The organism is Epilithonimonas sp. KH_059 (assembly GCF_057838485.1).
The window spans coordinates 1,589,745-1,602,020 of record NZ_CM174468.1 but is presented as its reverse complement, the minus strand read 5'-3'; the positions used below and the strand labels follow the sequence as shown (position 1 = coordinate 1,602,020).

The 12,276-nt window shown below is 41.4% G+C and carries 11 protein-coding genes; 8 read left to right on the top strand and 3 right to left on the bottom strand.

Annotation, left to right across the window (positions count from 1 at the left end):
* Nucleotides 1–151: 151 nt before the first annotated feature.
* Together pepT and AC3IRX_RS07530 are read left to right on the top strand one after the other, a co-directional pair.
* A complete protein-coding gene (gene pepT, locus AC3IRX_RS07535; RefSeq protein ID WP_489209391.1) occupies nt 152–1,405 on the top strand; it encodes a peptidase T in 1,254 nt (417 codons plus the stop codon).
* Between the two features lie 109 nt (nt 1,406–1,514).
* Nucleotides 1,515–2,390 (top strand): UDP-2,3-diacylglucosamine diphosphatase, encoded by an 876-nt coding sequence (locus AC3IRX_RS07530; RefSeq protein WP_489209389.1) that lies wholly within the window; start codon nt 1,515–1,517, stop codon nt 2,388–2,390.
* Here AC3IRX_RS07530 and thiL read toward each other — a convergent pair.
* Both thiL and AC3IRX_RS07520 read right to left on the bottom strand, forming a co-directional pair.
* Nucleotides 2,354–3,412 (bottom strand): thiamine-phosphate kinase, encoded by a 1,059-nt coding sequence (gene thiL, locus AC3IRX_RS07525; protein WP_489209388.1) that lies wholly within the window; start codon nt 3,410–3,412, stop codon nt 2,354–2,356. The two genes, AC3IRX_RS07530 and thiL, sit on opposite strands and share 37 nt — an antisense overlap.
* A 36-nt stretch (nt 3,413–3,448) precedes the next feature.
* Nucleotides 3,449–3,943: an acyl-CoA thioesterase gene (locus AC3IRX_RS07520; protein ID WP_489209386.1), complete on the bottom strand. Its 495-nt coding sequence runs from the start codon at nt 3,941–3,943 to the stop codon at nt 3,449–3,451.
* An 87-nt stretch (nt 3,944–4,030) separates the two neighbouring features.
* Here AC3IRX_RS07520 and AC3IRX_RS07515 point away from each other — a divergent pair, with 87 nt between their 5' ends.
* Nucleotides 4,031–5,239 (top strand): BaiN/RdsA family NAD(P)/FAD-dependent oxidoreductase, encoded by a 1,209-nt coding sequence (locus AC3IRX_RS07515; RefSeq protein WP_489209384.1) that lies wholly within the window; start codon nt 4,031–4,033, stop codon nt 5,237–5,239.
* Nucleotides 5,240–5,248: 9 nt separating this feature from the next.
* On the opposite strand, the gene mutS is transcribed toward AC3IRX_RS07515, so the two are convergent.
* Nucleotides 5,249–7,828, bottom strand: coding sequence for a DNA mismatch repair protein MutS (gene mutS / locus AC3IRX_RS07510; protein WP_489209383.1), 2,580 nt, complete (start codon nt 7,826–7,828; stop codon nt 5,249–5,251).
* 63 nt (nt 7,829–7,891) lie between these two features.
* Between mutS and AC3IRX_RS07505 the strand changes: the two genes are divergently transcribed.
* The 5 genes from AC3IRX_RS07505 (at nt 7,892) to accD (ending at nt 12,270) form a co-directional block, all read left to right on the top strand.
* Complete coding sequence (locus tag AC3IRX_RS07505) at nt 7,892–8,428, top strand: RNA methyltransferase (RefSeq protein ID WP_489209381.1); 537 nt, start codon at nt 7,892–7,894, stop codon at nt 8,426–8,428.
* Between the two features lie 244 nt (nt 8,429–8,672).
* Nucleotides 8,673–9,326, top strand: coding sequence for a CBS domain-containing protein (locus AC3IRX_RS07500; protein WP_489209380.1), 654 nt, complete (start codon nt 8,673–8,675; stop codon nt 9,324–9,326).
* Nucleotides 9,327–9,329: 3 nt separating this feature from the next.
* Complete coding sequence (locus tag AC3IRX_RS07495; RefSeq protein WP_459082876.1) at nt 9,330–10,196, top strand: NAD kinase; 867 nt, start codon at nt 9,330–9,332, stop codon at nt 10,194–10,196.
* A 73-nt stretch (nt 10,197–10,269) separates the two neighbouring features.
* On the top strand, nt 10,270–11,340 hold the full coding sequence (gene fbaA / locus AC3IRX_RS07490; RefSeq protein WP_489209377.1) for a class II fructose-bisphosphate aldolase: 1,071 nt from the start codon (nt 10,270–10,272) through the stop codon (nt 11,338–11,340).
* A 78-nt stretch (nt 11,341–11,418) separates the two neighbouring features.
* The gene (gene accD / locus AC3IRX_RS07485; RefSeq protein ID WP_459082880.1) at nt 11,419–12,270 is read left to right on the top strand and encodes an acetyl-CoA carboxylase, carboxyltransferase subunit beta; all 852 of its coding nucleotides are present in this window, start codon (nt 11,419–11,421) and stop codon (nt 12,268–12,270) included.
* Nucleotides 12,271–12,276: the final 6 nt, after the last annotated feature.

The window sequence follows — 12,276 nt, the reverse complement described above, 5'->3', positions numbered from 1 at the left end:
TGCGTTTACGTAAAGATAAACATTTTGACCAAAGTCCAAAATCTACTCTCAGAAAATTACCTCGCTCTCAACGGGGGCTTAAACCTCGTTGCTTAAGTTTAGGGCTAATTTATTACCTTTGTTTAATTACAATTACATATTCTATTAAAGCATGCAACCGATAAATTTTACACCTGAGTGGAAGTCAAAACTTCAAGACCGTTTTCTGAACTATGTGAAAATATACTCCACAAGTGACCCTGAAAGTGAATCTTGTCCTTCAACTCCTCAGCAGTGGACCATTGCAAAATACATATTTCAAGAGCTTCAAGAACTAGGACTTAGCGATGTAGAACTAGACGGCCAGGGGTATATTTATGCCACCTTGCCTTCCAATAAAGAAAATGACAATGATCCGACCATCGGATTTATCGCGCACTACGATACTTCACCCGATTTTAATGGAGAGAACGTCAATCCTCAAATTTGGGAAAATTACGACGGAAAAGATCTTGTTTTAAATGAGAAAACTGGGTTTACTTTATCTCCTAACCGCTTTGAAAGTTTGAAAAACTATGTAGGTCAAACCTTAATTACTACAGACGGAACCTCTCTTTTAGGGGCTGACGACAAAGCAGGTGTTGCCGAAATCGTGACTGCAGCTGAATACCTATTAGCACATCCCGAAATCAAACATGGAAAAATCGCCATTGGATTCACTCCGGATGAAGAAATTGGTAGAGGAGCTCATAAATTTGATGTAGAAAAGTTTGGAGCTAAATGGGCCTACACCATGGACGGGAGTGAAACGGGAGAACTTGAATATGAAAACTTTAATGCTGCCGGTGCGGTTGTGAAAATCCACGGGCTTAGTGTCCACCCTGGATATGCCTATGGAAAGATGGTGAATGCTGCTTTGCTGGCTAGTGAGTTTGCAGCGCTACTTCCTGCAGATCAAACCCCAGGAACCACAAGGGGGTATGAAGGATTTTTCCATCTTATGGAAATCACAGCGGACATCTCCGAAGCTAAACTTCAATACATTATCCGTGACCACGACAGTGAAAAATTTGAACAGAGAAAATCTCTACTCCTATCCATCGTGAAGGAGTTCAATGCAAAGCATGGAGAAGAAACTGCGCAGGTCGAAATCAAGGAGCAGTATCGAAACATGAAACAGCAGTTTGAAGGCAAGATGCACATTGTGGATATTGCAGCTGAGGCTATGAAAGCCTCAGGAGTTGAACCCAAAATTAAAGCCATCCGCGGAGGAACCGACGGAGCGCAACTTTCCTACATGGGACTTCCTTGCCCCAATATCTTTGCAGGAGGAATGAATTTCCACGGACCCTATGAGTACGTGGCCATCGAAACGATGCAAAAAGCAATGAAGGTTATTATTAATATCGCTCAAGCCAAGAAATAAATTTTACTCTATACTCCCCTTACTTTCACTTGAATTAAGGGGAGTTTAAATTTAATTTTAGGTTCATACGCAATTCATATCTACCCTTTATCTTTGGCAAAAACGCATTATGGCGGACCGAAGAGAAATTGAAATTGCCATCGTCTCAGATCTTCACCTTGGAACCTACGGGTGTCATGCCAAGGAATTTTTAGCTTACTTGAAAAGTATCCATCCCAAATTACTGATTTTGAATGGAGACATCATCGACGGTTGGGCTTTCTCTAAGCGCTATTTTCCAACCTCGCATATGGCGGTCATTTCTGAACTATTCAAGATGATGCAGCGAGGAACCAAAGTGATTTACATTACAGGAAATCACGATGAATTCCTAAGAAAATATGCGGACATTTCCTTTGGAAACCTACAACTGACCAATAAATACCTTCTTGAAATTCATGGAAAAACGCATTGGATCTTCCACGGAGACATCTTCGATCACACCACGAAAGGGGGCGCAAAGATAATTGCAAAAATAGGCGGTATGGGGTACGATTGGCTCATCCTCCTCAACCGAGCCATCAATTGGGTTTTAAAATTGATGGGCAAACAAAAAGTCTCTCTTTCCAAACAGATTAAGAATTCCGTGAAAAAAGCGGTCAAATTTGTCGGCGATTTTGAACAAAAAGCCATTGAACTGGCGATTGACAATCAGTACGATTTTGTCATCTGCGGTCACATCCACATGCCTTGCGACAAGGTTGTGGAAACGAAAATGGGAAAAACCCGCTATCTTAATTCTGGGGATTGGATTGAAAATCTTTCTTGGTTAGAATACGATCTAGGAGAATGGAGCCTTCATTACTTCGACCCCACTCAATACAAAATCCCTAAACTCGAACCGTACAAAACAAATGTAGAGCTTAAGGATTTTCTAACTAAGAATAATTCCGCAATGGTGGAGACTCTTTACTCCTCAGCGTTCAAAAAAGCATCCCAGCCTTGAGCCGTTAAATCCGCCAATTCGTTACTTCCTCGAAGTACCATTTTATTTCCTTGCGGCGCATCCACCACATGCCCAATGATTGAAAAATCAGGATGGTTTTGAATCTTATCGAAATCCGTAGCGGCAATGGTAAAAAGAAGTTCGTAGTCTTCTCCTCCATTAAGGGCACACATGGCAGGATTAAGATTAAACTCATCGGCCGTCGTAATCGTGTTTGGATCTAAAGGAATCTTCTCCTCGTAAAGTCTAATTCCCACGCCAGATTGCTGGGAAAGATGCAAAATTTCAGAGGCCAGTCCGTCCGACACATCAATCATCGAGGTCGGCTTAATACCTAGGGTAACTAATTTTTCCTTTATATCCGTTCTTGCTTCAGGCTTTAGTTGACGCTCTAAAATGTATTCATATCCTTGCATCTCGGGCTGCATGCCAGGATTAACAAGGAAAACAGAATGTTCTCTTTCCAAAATTTGAAGGCCGAGGTAGGCTCCTCCGAGATCCCCACTTACCACAAGTAAGTCTCCTTCGTTTGCCCCACTTCTTTTCACAATCTCTTCCTCTGGGCTTAACCCAATGGCGGTGATACTAAGAATGAGCCCAGAAGTAGAACTTGTGGTATCTCCCCCTACTAAATCCACCTTATAATGCTCGCAAGCTAGGCGAATACCTTCATAAATCTCCTCCAATGCTTCTACAGGAAAACGATTGGAAACGGCAACGCCGACTACTATTTGTGTAGGGGTCGCGTTCATTGCGGCAATATCACTCAGATTTACAACCACCGATTTATACCCCAAATGCTTTAAAGGCACATATCCCAAATTGAAGTGAACTCCTTCAATCAGCATATCCGTACTGACCAGTACTTGCTGATTCAAAGGATCAATCACGGCCGCATCGTCTCCGACGCCTCGTTTTGAACTCTCATTCTTTAAACGGATCGTATCTGTAAGGTGCTTAATTAAACCAAACTCTCCCAAAGCCGAAATCGGTGTGCGCTGTGGATTTTTCTCTTCTAACATAGGCTATAACTTGAATTCTAAATTGTAAGATCTACTTTATTTAAACTGGGAAGGATCTAGGTTTTCAGGACGAAATGGGAGAGACTTCAGGTCCTCTTTGGTGAGAATTTTAGTGGATTCCGACTTAAATTCATTCATCACTTCCATAATATCAGAAGGAGGTGTGGTGCTTTTTCTAAGCATCGTATCAATCCATACACCCAGGGCTACTGCACTGGCACAGTGCGTCCCATCCGGCAAATAAAACTTATGCAAAAACCGATAGATTCCTCCGTCCTCAGAAACTCCATCAATCTCCAAACTAACTTTCACTTTCTGCCCCATGTAAATTTCTTTAAAAAAGGAGAATTGTTCGTTTAGAATCACAGGACCAATGCCCCATCGATTTAATTCTTTTAAACCCATCTTACGTTCACTCATAAAAGCCATCCGGGTCTGCGCGCAGTACTGCATATAAGACGAATTAGCCAAATGGCGGTTGGCATCGATATCGCTCCAACGCACGTTAAAATCACAAAAATATGTTGACATATAAGTATACTATTTAATTCTTCAAAATTACGCATAAATGAGCGGCTAGAAAAATTGTAATTTTGCAGCTGAAAATTAATCGTACTCATGCAAAAAAAGCACGTGATCGTAATTGGAGGAGGAGCTGCTGGATTTTTTTCAGCGGCTAACATGGATGCCTCCAAATACCATCTGACCATTCTGGAGCAAAATCAAGAAGTATTACAAAAGGTAAAAATATCCGGAGGGGGTCGCTGCAATGTATCGCATGGCGAATTTGATCCGAGAGAATTAGTGGAGTACTATCCGAGAGGAAAAAAAGAACTCAAAAGTGTTTTCTCCAAATTTCAGCCTGCAGACACCATGGAGTGGTTTTCTCAAAGAGGAGTCGAAATCAAAATTGAAAACGACGCGAGAATGTTTCCCGTATCCAATTCCTCTTCCTCCATTATAGAATGCCTTAAAAACGAGGTCCAAGGCAAAGGATTTGAAATCCGCACCAAGACCACAGTTCTTGCTCTTGATTATGAGGACGGATTCTACCGCGTGCAAAGTACAGCAGGAGAATTTAAGGCCGATTATGTTATTTTCGCGACGGGGAGTTCACCAAAATCGCTAAAACTTCTCGAATCTATGAATCATAAATTAGTCCCTCAAGTCCCTTCCTTGTTCACTTTTAATATTAAAGACCCAAGACTAGAAGGACTCGCTGGAACCTCTTTTCCCCACGCTGAAGTTAGGTTTCCTCAGCTAAAGTCTGAAGAAAATGGTCCTTTGCTTATTACCCATTGGGGACTTTCGGGCCCTTGCATCCTTAAAGCCTCTGCATGGAATGCAAGAGAGCTAGCGGATTTAAAATACGATTTCAAAATCGTCGTCAACTTTATTAATCTTTCTTTGGAGCAAGCGAAATCCCGATTCATGGAGTACAAAGAGGCGCACCCTAAAAAAAGTCTTGCCCAAAGCAAGCTTTTTGAAGTCACTAATCGCTTCTGGAATCACATGATTCACTATTGCCAAATAAAAGAGGAAACCCAGCTGGCCAATCTATCCACCGCGCAGATTCATACCCTTTTGAAAAACCTATGCGAAAGTGAATTTCAGGTGAAGGGCAAGTCAACTTTCAAAGATGAATTCGTTTCCGCAGGAGGTGTGGATTTAAAAGAGATCGATTTTAAAACGATGGCTTCAAAAAAGAAGGACCGCCTTTACATCGCAGGAGAAGTCTTAAACATTGATGCGATCACAGGAGGGTTTAATTTTCAGGCCTGTTGGAGCGAAGGTTGGCTCATTAGCCAAGCGTTAAACAACCTCTAAAAAGCACCTCTACTTCCCTATCATTTTTTTAATCGAATTCAATTTCATTAGAGCTTCAATCGGAGTTAACTCATCAATGTTAATCTTGGTAAGTTCCTCTCGAATGTTTTCAAGAACGGGGTCGTCCAACTGAAAGAAAGACAATTGCATATCTTCCTTTTGATCTTTCTTTCCTTTCTTTTCGGGTGTGGCTCTTCGGCTCTCCAGTGATTTTAAAATTTCATTTGCACGATGAATCACGGGAGAGGGCATCCCTGCTAATTTGGCCACATGAATCCCGAAACTGTGCTCACTACCTCCGCGAAGAAGCTTGCGTAAGAAAACAATACTTCCTTTGTTTTCCTGAATGGAAACATGGTAATTCTGAATCCTTGCAAAAGAACTGCTCATCTCATTTAATTCATGATAGTGCGTCGCGAAAAGGGTTTTGGCCCTTGTTTTATCCTCATGAAGAAATTCAGCAATGGCCCATGCGATTGAAACCCCATCATAAGTGGAGGTTCCCCGTCCGATTTCATCCAATAAAATCAGACTCCTTTCGGTCCTATTATTCAATATACTAGCCGCCTCGTTCATCTCTACCATGAACGTAGATTCACCGGCCGAAATATTATCTGAGGCTCCCACACGAGTGAATATGCGATCGAGTATTCCAATTTCTGCATGCTTCGCAGGAACAAAACTTCCAATTTGCGCAAGCAAACATACCAGAGCAGTTTGTCGAAGGATCGCAGATTTACCGGCCATGTTGGGTCCGGTTACCATCATAATCTGCTGGGTTTCCCTATCTAAATACAAATCGTTTGGAATGTATTTTTCACCCAGTGGTAGGACCTTTTCAATTATGGGATGTCGCGCCTCCTTTAAATCAATCGAAAACGAATCATTTAATACCGGTCGCGTATAATTCTCAGCGCTCGCAAGCTCGGAAAGTCCAATTCCCACATCCATTCGTGCAATGATTTGAGAATTGGCTTGAATCCCCATTATATACTGCATGACATGCTGACATACCTCGCTATAAAGTTCATATTCTAACTGCGAGATTTTATCTTGGGCTCCTAAAATCTGGGTTTCATACTCTTTTAACTCTTCTGTAATAAAGCGCTCTGCATTCACTAGGGTTTGCTTTCGAACCCATTCGCTGGGCACCTTGTCTTTGTGCATGTTTCTGACTTCAATGTAATAGCCAAAAACATTGTTGAAATCAATTTTTAAGGAACTGATTCCGGTCCTTTCAATTTCACGAGCGCACATTTCATCCAGAAATCCTTTGCCTTTGCTTTGCAGGCCGCGAAGATGATCGAGTTCACTGGAGACACCCGTCTTAATCACATGCCCCTTGGAAAGACTTACGGGCAGTTCCTCATGGAGATGAGAATCGAGGTACTCAATTAATTCGCTAAGGTTGTGCAGAGGATTTAATAGATCCTTAGGTTCTTTAAATTCACTGAGTTTTTTATCAATGAGCTCAATGCACTTTAAACTTTGACTTAGATTGCCTAATTCTTTAGGTAGAATCTTTCCGGAAGCTAATTTTCCTAAAAGCCGGTCTAAATCGGAAAGGGTTTTCAAATCGTCTAGGATGTCAATCTTAAGGGTTTCCTTCTCATTAAAAAACTCAATTAACGAGAGTCGGCGATTAATTGCCTCTAAATCGAGCAGCGGCAAAATAATTTGACGCCTTAATAAACGACCCCCCATCGGGGTTACGGTATGGTCAATAACGTCTAACAAACTTTTTCCCTCTCTTTGACTTGGATTTACGACTTCTAAATTTCGTAAGGTGAAATTATCGAGGACTAAGTAATGATTTTGCGGGATGCTCTGAAGCGTAGTTATGTGGGATAAAAGCGAATGATGCGTATCCTCCACAAGGTAAGCGAAAATCGCACCTGCAGCCACAATTCCCATCTCTAGATGGTCTACGCCAAACCCTTTCAGAGATTGGGTTTTAAAATGGGAGGCTAGCTTTTCTCTAGCATACGGGAGTTGAAATGCCCAGTCCTCAAGTTTAAATGTATTCTTGCCCGAAAGGCTGCTAGGAAGCTCCTTAAGTCTTTGAAATATAATTTCGCTGGGATCGAATGTATCAACCACGTGGGTTAGCTCCTCGAGTTTCCCTTCTCCAATATAGAACTCACCCGTTGAAATATCCACAAGAGCATACCCAAACTTGTCTTTTACCCGGTGCATAGACATAAGGTAATTGTTCCGCTTAGAGTTCAAAACTTGATCGTTAAACGTAACCCCTGGAGTTACGAGTTCCGTCACCCCTCTCTTTACGATGCCTTTTACCGATTTTGGGTCCTCCAATTGGTCACAAATGGCCACTCGAAGGCCACCTCGCACCAATTTTGGAAGATAGGTGTCAATGGAGTGATGAGGAAAGCCGGCAAGCTCGGTTCGCGAATCGCCATTGTTTCTTTTGGTCAGTACAATCCCTAAAATTTTAGAGGCTTTTACCGCGTCTTCTCCAAAGGTTTCGTAAAAATCACCGACCCTAAAAAGCAGTAGAGCATCGGGGTATCGCGCCTTGATCCCATTGTATTGGCTCATTAAGGGAGTGAGCTTCTTTTCCTTCGCCATCTTTTTTATATGCATCGGTCGCTAGGACCCGTTGTTTTTGTTAATTTTGTCAAAAATACAAAAATGTCATCCACAAAAAAACTCAAACTAGAGGAGCTAAATCGAATTGACGTTGAGACGTTCAAGAAAAAAGAAAAAATCCCTTTGGTCGTGGTGCTCGATAATGTACGAAGCATGCACAATGTGGGATCTATTTTTCGAACTGCGGACGCATTTATCGTAGAGAAAATTATTCTCTGTGGGATTACCCCAATACCTCCCCATCGAGAAATACAAAAAGCAGCTCTAGGCGCAACTGAAAGTGTGGACTGGCAGCACGCTGCGTCCATCACGGAGGCATTGCAGGATCTTAAAAGCAAAGGCTATACCTGCGTAGGTATCGAACAAACAACCCACAGCGAGAATTTGGAATCGTTTGCCATTAAGAAGAATACTTCATATGCAGTGGTTCTAGGCAATGAAGTCGATGGATTAAGCGAAGAATCGCTTTCGCTTTACGATCATTTTTTAGAAATCCCCCAGTATGGAACCAAACATTCACTCAATGTTTCTATTTGTGGCGGAATTATCCTTTGGGAATTTTTCAAAAATCTGCAATAACCATTCAATCGGGCTCCCAAAACGAGCGATGAATCGTGAAAAAAGAGTAGGAACCTGAAAAAACAAGATAAAAAAAAACCGCAAGATCCTTACGGACAGGGCGGTTCAATAAATCTAATAAAAAGTAAAAATGAAAGACCGCAAAGATAACTCTTTTTTACAATGCAAACCAAGATAAATTTTCAAGACTCAAAATCCCTTCTGAAAATACGGTCCCTTTTCATATTTTTCCTAAATTAGCCTAATGTTTATAAAAGAATACATTTCTAAGGACTATCCCGCTTTTACAAAGAACGATTCTATTGAATCTGCCTGCGAGATTGCCCGGGAATTCGGTCATTCTCATATATTCATTAAAGACCGGGGCGTTTATGTGGGCGCATTAAGTCAAAGCTTTCTGGAAGAAAGCCCCGAGGGTAAGATTGGCTCCTTAGATCTCCACTTCGAAAAATTCGCAATTTATGATGACGGCAGCATCTTAGACACCGTAAAACTCTTTTATATCTTTAATTCAAACATTGTCCCCGTAATTGGAAAAAACGAGAAGTATTTAGGGTACATTTCAAGTGATGACTTGTTTAATGAATTTTCAAAATACCCTCTGTTTTCTGAAAGCGGAGCCATTCTCATTGTACAGACCAATACGGTCCATTATTCTTTTTCAGAGATCACTACGATCGTGGAAGGTAACAACTCAAAACTTTACGGCCTGTATGTAAGTGCCATCCTTGAGGACGGGGTACAAATCACCATGAAAATCAAAAGCGATACGCTTAGCTCGATTGATGAAACCTTTGAGCGTTACGGCTACACCGTGATTCATAAACAATACGATGACCAGAAAGACAAACTCATCAAAGATCGTTTTGGCTTTTTCCAAAAATACTTAGAGGTTTAATCGATGAAAGCAGCTATTTACACACAAAAAAACGATCTCGATACGTTCCTCTATCTAAGCAAGTTCATTTCTGAACTAGACAAACGAGGAGTGGGCACCGTTTTGTATCATGGGATGGCCGAGGCCATGCAGTTTTCAAAAGATTTCGACACTTTCCATAGTAAAGAAGACCTTAGTGACCGAAAGGTCGATTTGTTTTTCACATTTGGAGGTGACGGTACGCTTGTAAGCTCCTTACTATTCGTGCAGGATTTGGAAATTCCTGTTGTTGGAGTGAATACGGGTCGACTCGGATTCTTAGCCAGCTTTACAAAAGAGGAAGTATTCAAAGAACTGGATGCGATTCTAAAAGGCAGTTATAAAATTTCAAGACGTTCCGTGATCGAGGTTGTATGCCCCAATTCGGATGAATTCTTCCCATTTGCCTTAAATGACATTGTCATTTCAAGAAAGGAGACCACCTCGATGATTACAATCGATTCCTTTATTGACGACGAGTTTCTAAATGTTTTCTGGGGTGACGGCGTGATCATTTCTACGCCCACTGGATCGACTGCGTACTCTTTAAGTTGTGGAGGTCCTATTATAGCACCAGAAAATGACAACTTCGTTATCACACCCATCGCACCCCACAACCTGAACGTAAGGCCTCTTATTGTCAAAGACGATGCCCAGTTTAGACTTAAAGTAGAAAGTCGTGTCCCCCAATACTCTTTGTCCCTTGATTCTCGATTAATACATATTGACACAGACACGGAGCTAATCATACGAAAAGCGGATTTTAAAATTTCGCTTGTTCAACCAACCAACTTAAGTTTCTACGAAACGATTCGTCAAAAGCTACTGTGGGGCAAAGACAAAAGAAATTAATTCGACGATCCAACAAAAATTATTAACTTTACAAGATTAATTATCCCATTTTTCAACCTTAAAACTACAACAAATGAGTAGACAGTTTCCTGCAGGAGTCGCAACCGGACAGATGGTTACCGATATTTTTCAATACGCAAAAGAAAATAGATTTGCTTTGCCGGCCGTAAACGTAATTGGTTCGAGCAACGTGAACGCTACGATGGAGACCGCTGCAAAGTTGAACTCTCCTATAATTATTCAATTCTCCAACGGAGGGGCTGCCTTCAACGCTGGAAAAGGACTAAGCAATGACGCTCAAAAAGCAGCAATCCTTGGTGGAATTGCAGGGGCAAAACATATCCATACGTTAGCGGAAGCCTACGGAGCAACCGTAATCTTACATACAGACCACTGTGCCAAAAAACTACTTCCATGGATCGACGGACTCTTGGACGCGAGCGAGGAGTTCTACAAATTATACGGGAAATCCCTCTACTCTTCCCACATGCTAGACTTATCGGAAGAGCCTATCGAGGAGAACATTGACATTTCTGCTAAGTATTTCGAAAGAATGGCGAAAATGGATATGACTTTGGAAATTGAACTTGGAGTAACCGGCGGAGAAGAAGACGGAGTAGACAATTCCGGAGTAGATTCCTCTAAACTTTATACCCAACCTGAAGAAGTTGCTTATGCTTACGAAAGACTAAAAGCAATTTCTAATAACTTTACCATTGCTGCGGCCTTTGGGAATGTACACGGAGTATACAAACCAGGGAACGTTAAATTAACTCCAAAAATCCTTGACAACTCTCAAAAATTTGTGGAGGAGAAATTTTCTACCTCTGAAAAACCAGTGAACTTCGTATTCCACGGTGGATCTGGATCTTCTTTAGAAGAAATTAGAGAAGCGATTGATTACGGAGTGATCAAAATGAATATTGACACGGACCTTCAGTTTGCTTATTCCGAAGGAATTCGTGATTATATGGTTGACAATGTAGAGTTTCTAAGATCCCAAATCGGAAACCCAGAAGGAGCCGACAAACCGAATAAGAAATTCTACGATCCAAGAGGATGGGTAAGAAAAGGAGAGGAAACGTTCTCAAAACGACTCGTTCGTGCTTTTGAAGACCTAAACAACGTAAACACATTAAAATAAACCAAAGTATATATTCTAATAAGGCGTAAGGTCATTTTAGAATTATTGACTACTTTTGTGCATTAAATATTATCGAACATGGCATTTGACTGGTTCAAAAGAAAAACAAAAAACATTACTACGTCGACCGAAGACAAAAAAGACGTTCCTAAAGGTCTTTGGCACAAAACACCGTCTGGTAAAATTGTGGAACACGATGAATTGAAGAGAAACAACTATGTTTCTCCTGAGGATGGATTTCACGTGCGAATAGGAAGTGAAGAGTTTTTTGAAATGTTTTTTGACCACAACAAATTCAAGGAATTGAATCCCGATGTGGAAAGTGTGGACATGCTTGACTTTAAGGATACAAAATCCTACACCGATCGTCTTAAAGAAGTAAAAGCGAAAACGAAACTTACAGATTCGATTCGCAATGCAGTGGGTAAGGTGAACGGTTCAGAAATGGTTATTTCCTGTATGGACTTTGCTTTTATCGGAGGTTCACTTGGATCTGCGATGGGAGAAAAGATTCGACGGGCAATTGATTACAGTATAGAGCATAAATTGCCTTATATGATTATCTGCCAATCTGGAGGTGCAAGAATGCAAGAAGCCGCATTTTCATTAATGCAGCTCGCTAAAGTTCAAGCCAAACTTTCTCAACTCTCAGAACATGGACTTCCCTATATAGCCTATCTCTGTGACCCTACTTTTGGAGGAATTACAGCCTCGTTCGCTATGACTGCGGACATCATTATGGCAGAACCGGGAGCCCTTATTGGATTTGCTGGACCTCGTGTCATCCGCGAAACCATTGGAAAGGACCTTCCAGAAGGATTCCAAACCTCCGAGTTTCTACTAGAAAAAGGGTTTGTTGATTTCATCGTGAAACGAAACGATGCAAAAAACAAAATAGCGCAGACCCTATCTTTGCTAACACACGCTTAATTCAAC